Raw genomic sequence first — 16800 nt, forward strand, 5'->3', positions numbered from 1 at the left:
GCGATTCTTCGGCCGATCTCGCCAATTGGCGCGTCGTGAAACATTGGTAAATGTCTTTCTCATATCATACCTCATTGTTTTTAAACAGCTTTTTCAATTTCACGGGACGTTGTTTCACGCGAATCAGCCAAATTGGTGCACGATACCCCGTCACTCCCACAAAGTGCGGATCGCGCGCAAGTTCGCACCCACGCCCTCCAGTCATCCGTAACATTTAATACGTAATTTGTAGCGAATAAATTTCCAAGGGTTGCCGCTGACTGCCACGCCCACGCCCGTCCTAAAAGGACGCCTGGTCGCTCCCCCGTCACTTTCCAAACCCGGCCCCGGCGTCTCCCGCACACTGCGCCGGCAACAAATCACCTTTTCCGACAGCGCGCCCGCGAGAGGCGCGCGCTGGACGACGCCATCGTGGAATCTTCGAGCGGGCCACTTTCGCGGCGCCGCGCGATGATCAAATGGAAGCGAACCTGACGGCTGATCGGCAACTGCGACGTCGCGCGAATCACCGTATCGGCTTCGCGCAGCAGCTCGATGCTGTTTGGCACGTGGAACGTCCGACCTTCCGGTCCAATGTTCGTCCCCGTTCCCATCACTTCCGCGATTTCGTTTTGTAGGGCGAGCGGCACACGCACGAGGTTGGCCGTCCAGCGCGACAGCCGGTTGGTCGCGAACGGTGTGCCTTGGTGGGGTGCTGCGATCAATATGGCGTGCTCGACTTGCGGCATCGGTGCGAAGTTCAGTAGCCGATTGAGCCGCTCGTCCTCACGATCGATGTCGGTCCCTTCGAGCACGCGGTTGTCCTTCAACGTCTCCCGAAGCGCGTCGCGGAAAGTCGACAAAGCCCATCCGATGCGACGCCGGCGTCGCGCATCGCCATGAATATCATTGGCGACGTTGACCCATGCCTCGGGGCTGCTCGCGAGGCCATGCAACATCAGAATGATCCGTCGACTGGGACCGAAAGGTTAGAAGGGTTGCATCATGTAGATGCGCGGCGCATCGATACCGCGTGCGCGTGCGCGCCCAAACAGCATGCGCAACGATTGCTCGGCGAAATCCGAGCGCGCGAGCCAGATGCCATCGCCGGCGCTGAAGGTGGCCGAAAGTGGCACAGCCTGCGCGTGTCGCTCGACACTGTCTTCGCGATACGGATCGTAGACGGACAGCACGACATCATGTGAGGCAAGCACCTGCTCGAGCGCGCCCAGGCTGAACCGGATCAACGTCGTGACGTTCGGCGACGGCATCTCACTGAAATAGCGCGATGCCGACCTCGGCCGTCCCGCGGCCTGTGGCGACACACCGGTATCGGTGTCGGCATTGCTACTCTTTTCGTCATCGGCGTCGCCGCCCGCATCGGCGTCGTCTTCAGCCGGCGGCACATTCATCACCGCAACGAGTTCGGCGCCCAAATCATCACGTCGATAAACGCTACGTATCCCGGCGAACGACAGCCGCGACGCCGGAATGACTTCGCGCGGTTCGCGCACGCCTTCGGGTAGCCGGACAGATCGAATTGCGCGTCGCTCCATTCACCGGCATTGGCTGGCGTGTTCGTAATGGCCATCCGCGACGACAGTTCGGTGAGCCTCGACAATCGCCAGCCGGTATCGATTCCGCCGACGCACGAGATCGGATTGATGCAATCGAGCGGCTCGCGTTGGCAGGTGTTTCCATCGATTGCCGCGATTTGCAGCGTGTCTAGACGGCCGGTCGACAGAATATCGCCGTGCCGCATCGCGATGCACTCCCCGGGGCTTGCGAGTTGACGGTCATCATCGCGCAACGGGACGGAAGACTGCTGACGAGCAGCGCGAGTGCTACGCACCGCGACATCCGCAATGCGAGCGAGCGTGTCATGATGCGTCGCGCCGGTCGGACTCTACGCCCGGCAAGTCGCTGGCGCGACCAATGCCATTCGCCATGGTGCGCATTGGCTCCAACGAGAAAGAATCCCGATTTAACAAACACGGCTGCTCCATCGGCAAAGACAGAATAGCCATGCTTATATTTCGACAACAGAAGTCGAAGCAATCATGGGACCAAGTCTGTGTGCCCGCAGTAAGTCGCGAATCGATTGACGGCAAACGCATTGATCGGCCATGATGCCTGTGACGAACTGTGAGCGGGGACAATGATGCGCGCATGACACGGGCAGACCACTACTGAACTGCGCAAAGTCATGAATGGCGGACTTGTCAATTTCCTTAGTCTTTCTTCGGCGTGGTGAAGCAGGTTGGCGGTTAGACAGGATGCCCGATAAACGGAGCCTGAATGACGACGCATGACGTTGCCGGTCCGACAGACGCGATGCCGCTGTTCCTCGAGTCTGACCCGGCCGTGGAAGTCGCAGCGAATGCACTCATCGGTCCACTGCTATGGACCCCTATGAATTCATGAGCAACCTGTAGAGCACCGTATTCGCCGGCCCGCGAGCTACGTTGCCGCCGGGTGAACGACACGGGTTGCGCCAGCAGTCAGCCGAGGACGTCATGAACGCAAACCGCTCCGATGCACCGCGGCCTCGCCGAACAGCCAGCGTCCTGTTGACCGGCGTATCGTCGTGCGTGTTGACCTGTGCGCTCGCCGTTTCACAGTCGGGCTGCCAACGGCAGACCGAAACACAGACTGGCGATACGAGGCCAGCCGTGCAGCTCACCAGAGTCGAACCGGCCGACGCCTCCGTCATTCGCATTTTTACCGGGCGAGTCGAGCAGACCAGCATCTCGCCGCTCGCCTTCGAAGTATCGGGCCGCGTCGTGCAGATCGCGGTGCTCGAAGGCGCATCCGTGAAACGCGGGCAGGTGATCGCGCGTATCGATGAAGAACCCTACAAGCTGCAACTGCAACGCGCGAACGCGCAGTATCAGCAGCTGAGCGACAACCTGAAGCGTCAGGCGGTACTGCGCAAGGACGGGATTCTGTCTCAGGCTGCCTATGAGCAGCTGTCGGCTGCCACGGATGCCGCACGCGCAGCACGCGACATGGCGAGCCGCGACCTGCGCAATACCCGACTCGTCGCGCCATTCGACGGCCGGATCGCTCGCCGCAACATCGAGATCCAGCAGGTCGTGCAGGCTGGCGCACCCGCGTTCAATCTGGAAAACATCGGCCGTGTCGATGTCGGCGTCGATCTGCCTCAGAGCATTGCCGAACGGCTGTTCGTCGATAAGACGCTGAGAGCCGAGGCGTGGCTGCCCGAACGGCCGCAGAACCGCTTCGCGCTAGTGTTCCGCGAACGGACCACGCAGACCTCGCCGACTTCGGCCGCCTACCGGCTCGTGTTCTCCATCGAAGGACCGCAAAGCGCCGTGCTGTTACCCGGCATGGCATTGCGCGTACAGATGTCCGACACGGCCCGGCAAGTCGCGCCAAGCGACAACCACGGCTACTTCGCGATTCCGATCGCGGCGGTGTCGATCGGCGCGGACGGTCAGCGCAGTCTGTGGCGCTACGATGCGGCGTCCGGCCGTGTGCATGCGGTGCCGGTCAGCGTGCGCGAAATTCGCAATGACGACGCGGTCGTCGCGGGTGCGGTCGCGGAGGGCGACCGCGTGGTGGCCGGCGGCTCGCAGTTCATGAAAGAGGGAATGTCGGTCCGTCCAATGGATGCACCTCAATGAATCTCGCGCGCCCCCTGATCGAAAAGCCGCTGATCGCGTGGGTTCTGGCGCTGATCTCGCTGTTGGGCGGCCTTTTTGCGTACTACAACATCGGGCGGCTCGAAGACCCGAAGTTCACGATCAAGACCTCGGTCGTCGTGACGCTGTATCCGGGTGCGAGTGCGCACGAGGTCGAGCAGGAGGTGACGGACCGGCTCGAAAGCGCGATCCAGCAGATGCCGCAGGTCGAGAAGCTGACCTCGCGTTCAATGCCTGGCTACTCTGAAATCCGCGTCCAGATTCGCGACCAGTACACGTCGGCGCAATTGCCGCAAGTGTGGGACGAATTGCGCAATTCTGTGTCGGATGCACAGGTCCGGCTGCCACCGGGGGCTGGCCCGACACTCGTGCTTGACCGTTTCGGCGACGTCTACGGGATGTTCTACGCGCTGACCGGCGAGGGCTACACGCAGGCGCAACTATATGCGTACGCGCGCGAACTGCGCCGCCAACTGCTGACGCTTGACGACGTGTCCGACATCGTGATCGCCGGTCAGCAGCAGGAGGAGATCTCGGTCGACGTCGACCAGTCGAAACTGATCGCCAACAATCTTTCCACCGACGATCTCGCGCAGACGCTGTTCCTGCAGAACGAGGTTCGGCCCGCGGGCCGCGAACGCGTCGGCGACTTGTCGTTGCGGATCGCTCCGACCGGCTCGCTCGATTCGCTGCAGGCCGTCCGATCGCTGCCCGTCAACAATACGCCCGGCACGCTGCTGCTCGGCGATATCGCTCGCGTGAGCCATGGCTATGCGACGATTCCGAACCATGTCATTCACTACAACGCCCAGCCCGCGATCACGATCGGTATCAGCGCGCGACCGCGCGTCAACGTGGTCAGAGTCGGCGAGAGGATCAAGGCGAAGCTCGCCGTACTCGAGCGCGACCGCCCGATCGGTATCAAGCTGTACTCGCTTTACGATCAGCCGCAGGTCGTCGACGAGAGCGTGCGCGGTTTTATCTTCGACGTGTTCCTGTCCGTGTCGATCGTCGGCGTTGCGCTCGGCATCGGGCTTGGCTGGCGCGCGGGGGTCGTGCTCGGCGTCGAGTTGTTCCTGTCGATTCTCGGCACGCTGCTCGTCATGTACGCGGCGGGGATCGAGCTTCAGCGGATTTCGCTCGGCGCGCTGATCATCGTGATGGGCATGCTGACCGACAACAGCATCGTGGTGGTCGAGGGCATGCTCGTGAGGGTGCAGCGAGGCAAGTCGCATCTCGAGGCGGCGACAGAGATCCTCAAACAAAGCCAATGGATTTTGCTCGCGTCGACCATCGTGGGAATTCTGGCTTTTTCGGGAATCGGCCTGTCACCGGATGCGGTCGGCGAATTCTGCGCGTCCCTGTTCGCCGTCGCTGCGATTTCGCTGCTATTTAGCTGGGTAATCGCCATTGCGCTGACACCGCTGTTCGGCACCTATCTTTTCAAGCCCGCGGACATCATCGATGAAGACCCGTTCAAGGCGAAGCTATACAGGCGTTATGGCGAGTTGTTGTCATGGGTCACCCGACGGCGCGTGCTGGTGGTCATCGGCCTCGTTGCGCTGACGGTGCTGGCGGGCCGGGCGTTCCGTTTCGTCGAGCAGAGCTTCTTCCCGGCGTCGACGACGCCGATCTTCTATGTCGATATGCGTCTGCCGCGCGGCGCCGACATTCGCGCGGTCGTCGAAAAGAGTCGCGAAGTCGAGAAGGTGCTGCTCGAGCATGCGGACGTCACCAACGTGCAGACGTATATCGGTTCGGGCGCGACGCGCTTCTTCCTTGTCTACGATCCGGAGACGCGCGATCCGTCGTACGCGCAGTTCATCGTCGGCGCGAAGGATCAGCGCCTGATCGACGTCATGCTTCCGAACATCGAAGCAGATCTGAAGAAGCGCTTCCCCGAGCAGCACTGGACGGTGACGCGGCCGAACTTCGGGCCCGGCGGAGGCGCGGCGATTCAGGCGCGCTTCTCCGGTCCCGATCCGGCCGTGCTGCGTCGCTTGTCGCAGGAAGCGCAGAACGTGCTGAAGGCCGACGGCCGCATCATCGCGATCCGCGACGACTGGGAGAACCCGATCAGCATCGTGCGGCCGGAATTCGACGAGTCGCGCGCGCGCTCGCTCGGTGTGACGCGCCGGCAGGTCACCGACACCATGGCTTATGCAACCGAGGGCCTGCGCGCGGGCCTCTATCGGGAGCGCGATCAATTGCTGCCGATCGTGCTGCGCTCGCCCGACTACACGCGCGGCGTCGCGGGCCTGCAGGACCTGCAGGTGTTCAGCGCGGGTCTGCGCCGTTACGTGCCGCTCGGCGACGTGGTCAACGGCTTCACGGTCGGGACCGAGGAAGGTCAGATCGCGCGCGAGGACCGGATTCGCACGATCACGGTATCGGCGAACGCTATCTATGGGCAGAACAGCGTCGACGCCTTCAACCGCATACGCTCGGGCATCGAGAACATCAAGCTGCCTTCGGGTTACCGCTTCGAATGGGGCGGCGAGCACGAATCGTCGACGCGCGCGCAGCAGAGCCTGTTCCGACAACTGCCGCTCGGCTTCATCGCGATGGCACTACTGGTGCTGATGATGTTCGGACGCCTGAAGCCCGCGCTCGTCGTGCTGCTCGTCGTGCCGATGTCGATCTGCGGCGTGACGCTCGGACTGCTGCTGTTTCGTGGCGCGTTCGGCTTCATGGCATTGCTCGGTCTATTGAGCCTGATCGGCATGCTGATCAAGAACGGCGTCGTGCTCGTCGAAGAAATGGATGCGCAGATCGCCGCCGGCGTGCCGCGCATGCAGGCGGTGACGCACGGCGCGATGAGCCGTCTGCGTCCGGTGATGCTGTCGGCCGGTACGACGGCGCTCGGTATGGCGCCCCTGTTGTGGGACCCGTTCTTCAAGGACATGGCGATTACGATCATGTCGGGCCTTGCTTTCGCCACCGTACTGACGATGGTCGCCGTGCCGGCGCTGTACTCGATGCTGTTCTCGATCAAGCAGGCGGAATGGGAGCCGGGCCGACACCCGGAAACAAAATGATCCGCGCGCGCCCTTGTCTTCTCGCCATCGCGGCGCTGCTGCTCGAAGCAGGTTGTTCGGGTTCGTTGCAACTGGAAAAGCCCGCCGCGTTTCCGCCGCAGTATTCGGAGGCGCAACAGGGCGCGGCGACACCGATGTCCGCGCAGGATCTCGCGGCATGGTGGACCCAGTACAACGATCCGACGCTGAACAAACTGATCGAAGTCGCGCTCGCGCACAACTTCGACATCGCTACCGCTTACGCACGCGTCGATCAGGTGCAGGCCGGGATCCGGCTGGCTCGCTCGCAACTGTTGCCGTCGGTGGGTGCGAGCGTCAGCGGCGCCAAGTTCCACGGCGGCGAGACGCAGCTCGAGTTCGCGCAGTTTCTCGGCATCACCAATACCGATGCGCAGTTCTGGCGAGTCGGGTTGCAGGCGCAATGGGAGATCGATCTGTTCGGCCAGGGACGCTCGCGGCTCTCGGCGGCACGTGAGCAGGTACGCGCGGCCGCGGGCGATGCCCAGGCGGTGCGCCTGAGCGTGGTGTCGGGTGTCGCGGATCTGTATGTCACGTATCGCGGGCTGCTGCGTCAGCGCTCGATCCTGCTGCAGAGCCGCGCAATCGCGGACGACTTCGTCGATATCGCCGAAAAGAGCTTTACCGCGGGCCTCGTGATGAGTACGGACATCGAAGCGGCGCGCGCTGGCCGCGCCCAGGTCGATGCGCGTATGCAGGACCTGGAGAACGGCATCGCACAGGCGCGGTTGAATTTGCAGAATCTTTGCGGCGTGCAGCCAGCGGACTTCGCCGGAATCCTGGATGAAAGCGACACGCTGATGACCGCACTGCCGCACATCGAGCCCGGCCAACCCGTCGATCTGCTGATGCGGCGCCCGGATCTGATCGCGGCGCAGGCGCGCGTGAATGCGGCGGTCAGACAGTCGGATGTCGCGCGGCTCAACTACTGGCCGACCATATCGCTAAGCGGCATGCTCGCGCGCAATGGGTGGGAGTTCGCGGGTCAAAACCTCGGGGCCAGCACGTTCTGGCTATTCGGCGCGGCGATGGCGATGCCGCTGATCGACTTCGGCGCGCGGCGCTCGCAGGTGGAGTCGTCGGATGCGCAGGCGCAGCAGGCGATGTTCAACTACGAAAAGACCGCGCTCGGCGCGTTCTATGACGTCGACCGTGCGCTGGCGCGTTTGAACCGGCAGGATGAGTTGTTCAAGGCGCGCAATGAAGAAGTCACGCGTCGTGCCACGCAGCTGAGCCAGGTGCGACGTCGCTACGAACTCGGCGATACCGGCCGCGTCGATATCGATCAGGTGCGGGTTGCGCTGCTCGAAAGCCAGTCGTCGCAGGCTAGGGAAGAGGTCGGCAAGCTGCAGGCACAGTTCGCGTTGTTCAGGGCGATGGGGGGCGGCTGGTTGGCCAATCCGCCCGTGGCCTCGAATCAACCCGCACCGATGGCGCCCGCGCCCGACACCGCGAACGCACCGGCGCCGGCTTCACAGTAAGAACGATCGGGTGAATAGCTTCACATCGCATGCGCGATGAATTGCATCAATGCGTAGCAAGCGTACTCGCAGGCCGTTGGCTTCAGTCGGGAGGACTAACAGGAGATGCGCAGCGTACGCGTACCTGCTCCGCGTAAGTCCCTTTCTGGAAGAAATCAGCTTCTCTGAAGGGTGAACGATGACAACCCAGGTCGAGACGAAACTGTCGTTACCCGCATTGACCGCGATGGTCGTTGGCTCGATGGTGGGCGCCGGGATTTTCTCGTTGCCGCGCAATTTCGCGCGTGCGACCGGACCGTTCGGCGCGGTCATTGCATGGTGCGTGGCGGGCATCGGCATGTACGCGCTGGCGCGCGTGTTTCAGGCGCTCGCACAGCGACGGCCCGAGCTCGATGCCGGTGTGTTCGCGTATGCGCGAGCGGGCTTTGGCGATTATGCGGGCTTTCTATCAGCATTCGGCTACTGGATGGCCGGCTGCTTCGGCAACGTGTCGTACTGGGTGCTGATCAAATCGACGCTTGGCGCTTTCGTCCCGGTCTTCGGTGAGGGCAATACGGCGACCGCGATCATTGTGTCGTCGGTGGGGATCTGGCTGTTTCATCTGGTGATGCTGCGCGGCGTCCAGCAGGCCACGATGATCAACACGATTGTCACAGTCGCGAAAGTGATTCCGATCGTGCTGTTCATCGTGATACTGATCGCGCTGTTTCGCGCCGACATGTTTCACGCAAATCTGCGGGAAGGCAACGATCAGCTCGGCAACGGCCTGTTCTCGCAGGTTCGCGCGACGATGCTCGTCACCGTATTCGTGTTCGTCGGCATCGAAGGTGCAAGCGTGTACTCGCGCTACGCGAAAAAGCGCTCGGACGTCGGCGCCGCGACGATCACCGGCTTCGTCGCCGTGCTGTGTCTGCTGGTGCTGGTGACGCTGCTGCCTTACGCGACCTTGCCGCGCGCCGATCTCGCCGTGATGCGCCAGCCGTCGATGGCCGCGGTACTCGGCGCGCTGCTCGGCCCATTCGGCGTCGTGTTCATCAGCGCCGGTCTGATCATTTCGATCCTCGGCGCGTACCTCGCGTGGTCGCTGATCTGTGCCGAGGTGCTGTTCGCCGCCGCGCGCCTCGAGACGATGCCGCGCCTCTTCGCCCGACAAAACGAGCGCAAGCTGCCGGTCGCCGCGATCTGGCTCACGAGTACCGTGGTGCAGTGTTTCGTCATCAGCACGTACTGGTCGACCGATGCGTTTGCGCTGATGCTCAATCTGACGAGCTCGATGGCGTTGATTCCTTATTTCCTCGTGGCCGCATACGGCATCAAGGCCGCGCGTTACGACAGTGGACAGAATGGCAGCACCTTCAGCGGCGCGTTGCGCACCGAGTATTTCGTCGCGATGTTCGCGACGTTCTATACGGCCTTTCTGCTGTTCGCGGGCGGTCTGAAGTTCCTGATGCTGTCGGCGTTGCTTTATGCACCCGGTACGGTGCTGTATGTGGTGGCCAAACGCGAGCGCGGCCTGCGGGTGTTTTCGAAAGTCGAGTGGGTCATCTTTGCCGTTGCGGCTTGCGGCGCGATCGCTGCGCTGATCGGTCTCGCGAGCGGCGCGTTCGTCATCTGAGCGGTCGATCATCGTAGTCGCGCGAGCGCGGCTCGGTCGGAACGTGTTCGCGGGAGAGCGATCGCAGCATGGACAAGCGCGTCAGACTTTCAGCGCCGGGCCTGATGGCGATGGTGATCGGCTCGATGGTCGGGGTCGGCGTCTTTTCGTTGCCGCAGGCGCTCGGCAAATATACCGGCGTCGTCGGTTCGTTGATCAGCTGGACCATCACCGGCTCCGGCATGCTAATACTCGCGCTGATCTTTCAACGGCTCACGTGGCGCAAGCCGGAACTCGACGTCGGCGTCTATACGTATGCGCGCGTCGGGTTCGGACGCTATACGGGATTTCTGTCGGCGTTCGGCTACTGGTGCGCCAGCTGTCTCGGCAACGTGGCTTATCTCGTGTTGATCAAGTCGGCGCTCGCGATCGTCGTGCCCTCGTTCGGCGCCGGCAATACGTTTAGCGCGATCGTCAGTTCCTCGCTGATGATCTGGGTGTTTCACTTTCTGATTCTGCGCGGCGTGAAGGGCTCGTCGATTGCGAATGCGTCGATGACGGTCGCCAAGTTGCTCGCGCTCGGACTGTTCGCGGTTCTCGTGCTATCGAGCGTCGAACGGCAGATGTTCATCGCGAATCTGTGGACCGATCCCGAGCCGTCGGCGGCGGGGCTGTTCGATGAGGTGCGCAAGACGATGTTGGGGACGGTCTTCGTGTTTCTCGGCGTCGAAGGCGCGAGCGTTTATTCACGGCACGCGCGCGAACGGCGCGACGTCGGCGTCGCGACCGTGCTCGGCTTTCTGTGCGTGCTTGCGTTGATGGTCATGGTCACGTTGTTGTCGTATGGCGTGATGCCGCTCGAGCAGCTGGGCACGCTGAAAAATCCGTCGATGGCTGGCGTGCTGAGCGCCGCGGTCGGCGCGTGGGGTGCGGTCGTGGTCAAGCTCAGCCTGTTGATATCGGTGCTCGGCTCCTATCTCGCATGGACGTTGCTCGCCGCCGAAATTCTGCACGCGGCGGGCAAGAGTCGTACGATGCCCGCGTTTCTCGGCCGCGAAAACCGCAACCACGTACCGGTCGCCGCGCTATGGATGACGAGCCTCGTGATCCAGGCGTTTTTGATCGTGACGCTGTTTTCGAAAGAAGCGTTCACGCTGGCCAAGGAGTTCACGACGTCGATGAGCCTGATTCCATATCTGTTCGTCGCCGGCTATGGCTTGAAGCTCGCGGCGAGCGGCGAATCGTATGCGGGGCAGCCGTGGTCACGCCGCGTCGATTTCGTGCTTGCGCTGATCGGCTGCGTCTATGCGCTCTTTCTCGTGTACGCGGGCGGTCTGCATTATTTGTTGATGTCGACCGTGCTTTACACGGCGGCGACCGCGTGGTTTTACCTCGCCGAGCGTCGCAAGGGAAAACGGCCTGTGTTCACGCTGCTGGAACGCTGGCTGTTCATCGTGGTTCTGCTTACCGCGCTGGTCGCGTTCGCCGATCTCGTGCGCAATCACTTCGGGGTTTGAGCATTTCAGTGCCGCTCGCGGGTGAGGACGGTGCTCAGGAGATAGCTTGCCGCGCGCGCCGCGGGGCTCACATCAGCGCGGCCTCGCGAATGCAGCGAATGAAATAGTCGGCCGGGCGCGTGTGAATCGCGCCTTCGCGCTGCATCAGATGCAATCTCGCAGTGCGCGACGTTTCAACGAAATCCAGTCTTTTCATATGCCCCGTCGAGTTCACGAGTTCGAGCGTGTGCGAAGCCCAGGCCATCACGGCGTCGATGCTGAGTGCGAGGCTGTACATCAGCGATTGCGACGTGCAGCGAGTGATCCGGCTCGGCACCGGCAGGCCCTGACGGTTGAACAGATCGGCGACGAATTGCGGATAGTCGTCGGTGGTGTCGGAGTGGACCCATTCGACATCGCAAAGATCGGCGAGCGAACTGGCGTTCGCGAGCGCACCGTTCGCGCGCACTGCGAACGCCAAAGGATAAGACAGCAGTTCCGAACATTCGATCGACGAATCGGCGGACGATTCGGTCGCCGCGGCGAGCGCGAAATCGAGCGAACCCTGGCGCAACCGATCCTGTAGTTTCGTCGCGTGAAATTCGAGAAATTCGACTGTGATGTGCGGCATGTCCAGACGAAACCGCGCATAAGCATCGGGCAGCAGCGTAAGTGCCGCGAGCGGCGTCACACCGATCGTCACGCGGCCTTCCTGCGCGCCTCGCTCCATCGCCATCTGCTGCTCGGCGCGCCCGAGTTCCCCGACGATCAAGCGCGCATGCCGCAACAGAGATTCCCCGGTGCGCGTAAGAGCGACGCCATTGACGCTACGGCCGAATAACGACATGCCGATATCGGATTCCAATTCCCGAATGGCTTTGGTAACGGCTGGCTGACTGACGAATAGCGCCCGCGAGGCGCCGACGATCGTGCCATGATCCGCGACGGCGACCAGTGCGCGCAATTGATGAAGCTTAATTGCCATTAACCTTATTACCTCAGGGTAAATACTATAACTAACGGTTATTGGCATAAAACTTTATCATGTTTTTATTCGCCGCCGCTCTCGTAGACTGCCTGTCAATTCGCGCTGAGCTTGATCCAGCGCGTGTCATACGGGTCTGTCAGAGGAGACGGCGTTGTCCCATAACATCAATATCGATCCCGCAATTCGCGAGCAGGCTGCCGAATTCGTCGAATTGCGCCGGCGCATTCATGCACATCCGGAACTGGGATTCGAAGAAGTCGAAACGAGCCGGCTCGTCGCCGAGAAACTTAAGGAATGGGGTTATCAGGTTACTGAAGGCATCGGTGGCACGGGGGTGGTCGGCCGTCTGAAACTCGGCGACGGCACGCGCGCGATCGGTATTCGCGCGGACATGGACGCGCTGCCGATCATCGAGGACACCGGTCTGCCGTATGCGAGCCGGGTGCACGGCAAGATGCATGCATGCGGGCACGACGGACACACGGCGATCCTGCTGGCGGCCGCGCATTACTTTGCACAAACGCGGCGCTTCGACGGCACGTTGAACCTGATCTTCCAGCCGGCCGAAGAGGGGCAGGGCGGCGCCGTGCGGATGATGGAAGAGGGTCTGTTCGAGCGCTTTCCGTGCGACGCGGTCTACGCGCTGCATAACGCACCGGGCGTGCCGGTCGGCATGTTCATCGTGCAGCAGGGCGCGATGGCGGCATCGGCCGATCTGGTGACGGTCACACTGACAGGCAAGGGCATGCACGCCGCGATGCCGCATCTGAGCCGCGATCCCGTGGTGGCTGCCGCGAGCATCGTGATGGCACTGCAGACCATCGTCGCGCGCAACGTGCCGCCGGCCGATGCCGCGGTGCTGACCGTCGGTGCGATCCAGGCCGGCACCGTGCACAACGTCGTGCCCAACACGGCGACGATCCTGTTGACCGTGCGCACGCTCAGCAACGAGGTCCAGCAACTGATCGAAACGCGCTTGCGCGAGATCGTCGAGAGCCAGGCGGCCAGCTTCGGCGTCAGTGCGCACATCGACTATCAGCGGGTCACGCGCGTGCTGATGAACACCGCTCAGGAGACCGCGCGCGCTCGCGAAGCGGTTGCCGCGGTGGTCGGCGCACAGAACATCCTGCCGCTGCCGCCGGGCATGATGGGCGGTGAGGACTTCTCGTGGATGCTGGAGAAAGTGCCGGGCTGCTACGTCGCGCTCGGCAACGGTCACGAAGGTCACGGCAGCTGCATGATCCACAACCCCGGCTACGACTTCAACGATCAGGCGCTGCCGATCGGCGTCGCGTACTGGGCCGCGCTCGTCGAGCAATACCTCTCAACCTGAACTTCGCCAATTCGCGTTTCGCCGACCCGGCGTGCGGCCGGGCCGGTGGCCAGACTACGTCCATATCGGGGATTCACATGAACTATAAAAAGACCGTTTGCGCCGCGGCCGTGGCGCTGATGTCTCATGCGGCCTGGGCCGACTCATATCTGCAGCAGTGGCTGTCGGCGTGGCCGTCGATGGAAAGCGCGATCCAGCAGAACGGCGTTCAGCTGTACGGCGCCGTCGACATGGGTCTGAACTTCCAGAGCGTCAGCGGCACCTCGAAGTGGCAAACGCAGAGCGGCGGCGTTCATACGTCGCAATTCGGGTTGTTTGGCCGCGAAGATCTGGGCGGCGGCCTGAAGGCGGAATTCAACCTCGAAAACGGCTTCATGGCGAACAACGGTGCGTTCGGCACCAGCAATACGCTGTTCGACCGCGCCGCGTGGGTCGGGCTGAACTCGGCGACATGGGGTGTGGTGCGCCTCGGCTTGCAACCGACCGCGAACCTGCCGGAAGTCATCGACCCATTCGGCGAAGTGACGACGAACTCGGTTGTCGCGTGGCTCGCCGGTGGTGCGGTGCAGACGCCGAAGGGCGTCGGCTACAACGCGGACCTCGGGCCGGGTTCGAGCCAGGTGCTGGTGCGCGCGAGCAACGCGGTGACATGGACCACGCCGCGGGTGATGGGCTTCGGCGCGACGTTCCTTTATGCGTTCAACAATCAGGCCGGCGTGTCGCCGAATGCGTCGAACCAGGGCGTGGTCGCTTCGTGGACGAACGGCACGTGGTATCTGTCGGGTGCGTACAACCGCGTGTGGAGCTCGCCGGTCGAAACCCCGGCGGGCAAGCAAACCGTGCGCAACGATATCTACGGGGTATCCGCGATCTACGACGTCGGCAGCTACGTGCTATCGGCCGCGTTCGCGCAGGTGGCGCCGAAGCTCGCAGGCAACGGCATCGCGCGCTCGTACATCGTCGGCGCGACGGTGCCGTGGGGACGTCACGCGGTGCGCGCGTCGGTGGTCTATCGCGATACATCGGGAGTGCGAGACAGTGCCGGCGATCCGGCGAAGGACTCGGCGCTCGGCGCGATGCTCGGCTACGACTACTCGCTGTCCAAGCGCACGTCGCTGTATGCGCGCGCGGGCTTTATCCGCAACTACGGGATTTCGAGCGTGATTCTGAACAGCAATCCGCTGCCGCTGCAAACGGGCACCGCGTCGCCTGAACTGGGCACGACGCCGATGACAGCGTCGCTCGGCATCTATCACCTGTTCTGAATCGAGTCACGGCGGGCGTGGTCGATCGGCGCGACGGGCAGTGCCTATGCGCCGGTCTGGTATATGAGCGCGTGCATTCTCGTCAGTCTCGCCGCGCCGACCGTATTCGACGAGCGCATTACCGATCAACGGCCGGAGTCATCCGTCGATGTCATCCGGCCATAGACGACAGGAGAAAAAAATGAATGCACAGAAATGGGTGAAGCTGGTTGGCGCGAGCGCGGTCGTGTTCGCTTGCCTAAATACGCACGCGCAACCGCAAGCGGATGGATCGGTTCCGACGGCGCAAGCGGAGGCGGCTTCCTCGCCAACCGAGGGCGAGATCAAGGCAGCCAACCGGCAACTCGTGCGGGACGTACGCCGCGCATTCAGAAGCGCGCGAAGCCAGGGGCTGCGGGCCAGCAACATTACAGTGCGCGCGAATAACGGCGTCGTGACGTTGACGGGCAGCGCGCCGACCGCGGACCAGGTCGATCTCGCGACAAACATTGCGAAAAACGTACCCGGTGTTCAGTCGGTGACGAGCCGTGTCGCGGTGCGCAAGGAATTCAGCACACGGGGCAGCAACTAGCGAGGAATCGCGACGGGTCCGACTGGGGCTAGATATTGACTCGAAGCACGACGTTGCTCATCGCCCAGTCATTGCTGCTTCTTGTGGAACGGTCAACGTACTTGCCGCTCGCAGGCGTGTCTGGAGAACACCTTGAGCCAAGCACTCCTTGTACCTATGATGCATATAGGAATTCTCTGATTATTTTCCTGTTAGCGCCCCGTACAATCCGCCCAAGTTGAAGGCGGGGCGCGTTGCGCTATCCCGTCTTCATGGTGGTCCATGTCAGGTTGCATGCGAAAAACTACTTTGTTTCTACCAAAAGCGCACCGACCTGCTCAGCGATTTCAATTGATTCAAATAAACAGTGGCTCAAAAACCTTCGACGAGTGGCATGGGCGAGATATCCCCGCGCCCTTCCCGTCATGTAACGGCGTGAAATGACATCGTACTTTGGTAGCAAAGCATGCAGGTGTGTCGGCACGAGAAAGGTATTGACCAGCGTCGTATGGAGTGCGAGTGAACAAAATCAGAGTGGCTATTGCCGACGATCATCCATTCATTCTCCTCGGCGTCGAGCATCTTCTTCAGCGTTGTCCGGAAATTCAGGTCTGTTTCAAAAGCGAGACGATTGGCCAGCTTCTCCAGCTGTTGGTTGAAGTATCAGTCGATGTGCTCGTGTGCGACTACGAATTCGAAGGCGATCCGTACGCCGATGGTCTCAATCTTCTTGACCGCATCCGGCGTGTCGCTCCAACCTTACGAGTAGTTTTCCTGAGTACGCACTCTTCCACGCACATCATTTCGGCTGCGCTCGATGCGGGGGCGGCCGGTTTTGTCGGTAAGGGGCCGGAGGGCTTTGTCAGCCTTATCGCTGCCATTCGTGCCGCCAAAAATAAGAGCGTCTTTCTGCCTGATTCCATTGCGAACAAGATGTTGCGCGCAACGACGCGCGCAGCGCAAGGCGGATCTTCTCTCAATTTGCTATCTAAAAATGAGTCGACAGTCGTGCGAATGATCTGCGACGGCATGTCGATCGCCACAATTGCCGAGCGGCTCAATCGCAGTCCCAAGACCGTCAGCAATCAGAAGAACGCTGGCATGAAGAAGCTGGGTGCCAGAAACGACGTAGAACTCGTCACGATCGTGCGCGAGTGGTCCTGCTCGTAGCTATTGCCGCGATCCTCAGGCGGATTCTGTAGTTCTCGTAGCGCCCTTCCCTATCGTATGGCGGTCCTGACATCGACTCAGCTCGAGGAATCGACACGCCGTTTGTCGGCTGTCCCATATGGTATTTCATTTTGGGTATCGGCCCATTAACACGGGTCTTCTTCAATGACATCATTTCTCTGCCTTGACGATCGCTGGGGAGCTCCGGCTTCACAAGGGTGTG

13 protein-coding genes are annotated in these 16800 nt (G+C 61.9%); 9 read left to right on the forward strand and 4 right to left on the reverse strand.

The window, feature by feature from the left end:
• Positions 1 to 359: 359 nt before the first annotated feature.
• Genes GCT19_RS19870 through GCT19_RS19880 form a run of 3 tightly spaced genes read right to left on the reverse strand, consistent with a single transcriptional unit; the run spans position 360 to position 1741 of the window.
• Positions 360 to 938, reverse strand: a complete 579-nt coding sequence (locus tag GCT19_RS19870) for a hypothetical protein (protein WP_152852879.1) — start codon at positions 936 to 938, stop codon at positions 360 to 362.
• 30 nt (positions 939 to 968) lie between these two features.
• Entirely contained in the window at positions 969 to 1415 is a 447-nt protein-coding gene (locus tag GCT19_RS19875; protein ID WP_152852880.1) for a hypothetical protein, read from the reverse strand.
• Entirely contained in the window at positions 1391 to 1741 is a 351-nt protein-coding gene (locus GCT19_RS19880) for a hypothetical protein (RefSeq protein ID WP_152852881.1), read from the reverse strand. The genes GCT19_RS19875 and GCT19_RS19880 overlap by 25 nt, the downstream gene beginning before the upstream one ends.
• Before the next feature lie 910 nt (positions 1742 to 2651).
• On the opposite strand from GCT19_RS19880, the gene GCT19_RS19885 reads away from it, so the two are divergent.
• The 5 genes from GCT19_RS19885 (at position 2652) to GCT19_RS19905 (ending at position 11292) form a co-directional block, all read left to right on the forward strand.
• A complete protein-coding gene (locus tag GCT19_RS19885; protein WP_018433657.1) occupies positions 2652 to 3626 on the forward strand; it encodes an efflux RND transporter periplasmic adaptor subunit in 975 nt (324 codons plus the stop codon).
• A complete protein-coding gene (locus GCT19_RS19890; RefSeq protein ID WP_152852883.1) occupies positions 3623 to 6682 on the forward strand; it encodes an efflux RND transporter permease subunit in 3060 nt (1019 codons plus the stop codon). Before GCT19_RS19885 ends, GCT19_RS19890 begins: the two co-directional genes overlap by 4 nt.
• Complete coding sequence (locus GCT19_RS19895; RefSeq protein ID WP_152852884.1) at positions 6679 to 8181, forward strand: efflux transporter outer membrane subunit; 1503 nt, start codon at positions 6679 to 6681, stop codon at positions 8179 to 8181. Before GCT19_RS19890 ends, GCT19_RS19895 begins: the two co-directional genes overlap by 4 nt.
• Positions 8182 to 8359: 178 nt before the next feature.
• Positions 8360 to 9796: a basic amino acid/polyamine antiporter gene (locus tag GCT19_RS19900; protein ID WP_152852885.1), complete on the forward strand. Its 1437-nt coding sequence runs from the start codon at positions 8360 to 8362 to the stop codon at positions 9794 to 9796.
• 68 nt (positions 9797 to 9864) lie between these two features.
• On the forward strand, positions 9865 to 11292 hold the full coding sequence (locus GCT19_RS19905) for a basic amino acid/polyamine antiporter (RefSeq protein ID WP_152852886.1): 1428 nt from the start codon (positions 9865 to 9867) through the stop codon (positions 11290 to 11292).
• Between the two features lie 67 nt (positions 11293 to 11359).
• On the opposite strand, the gene GCT19_RS19910 is transcribed toward GCT19_RS19905, so the two are convergent.
• The gene (locus GCT19_RS19910) at positions 11360 to 12256 is read right to left on the reverse strand and encodes a LysR substrate-binding domain-containing protein (protein WP_018433652.1); all 897 of its coding nucleotides are present in this window, start codon (positions 12254 to 12256) and stop codon (positions 11360 to 11362) included.
• Positions 12257 to 12410: 154 nt separating this feature from the next.
• Between GCT19_RS19910 and GCT19_RS19915 the strand changes: the two genes are divergently transcribed.
• The 4 genes from GCT19_RS19915 (at position 12411) to GCT19_RS19930 (ending at position 16577) form a co-directional block, all read left to right on the forward strand.
• Positions 12411 to 13592, forward strand: coding sequence for a M20 aminoacylase family protein (locus tag GCT19_RS19915; protein WP_152852887.1), 1182 nt, complete (start codon positions 12411 to 12413; stop codon positions 13590 to 13592).
• A 77-nt stretch (positions 13593 to 13669) separates the two neighbouring features.
• Positions 13670 to 14857, forward strand: coding sequence for a porin (locus GCT19_RS19920; RefSeq protein ID WP_152852888.1), 1188 nt, complete (start codon positions 13670 to 13672; stop codon positions 14855 to 14857).
• 181 nt (positions 14858 to 15038) lie between these two features.
• Positions 15039 to 15428 carry a BON domain-containing protein gene (locus GCT19_RS19925; RefSeq protein ID WP_193727424.1) on the forward strand — a complete coding sequence of 130 codons (390 nt, stop codon included), beginning with the start codon at positions 15039 to 15041 and terminating at the stop codon, positions 15426 to 15428.
• A gap of 498 nt (positions 15429 to 15926) precedes the next feature.
• Positions 15927 to 16577: a response regulator transcription factor gene (locus tag GCT19_RS19930; protein WP_321576836.1), complete on the forward strand. Its 651-nt coding sequence runs from the start codon at positions 15927 to 15929 to the stop codon at positions 16575 to 16577.
• Positions 16578 to 16800: the final 223 nt, after the last annotated feature.

This window comes from Paraburkholderia atlantica (assembly GCF_009362785.1).
Classification (GTDB): domain Bacteria; phylum Pseudomonadota; class Gammaproteobacteria; order Burkholderiales; family Burkholderiaceae; genus Paraburkholderia; species Paraburkholderia atlantica.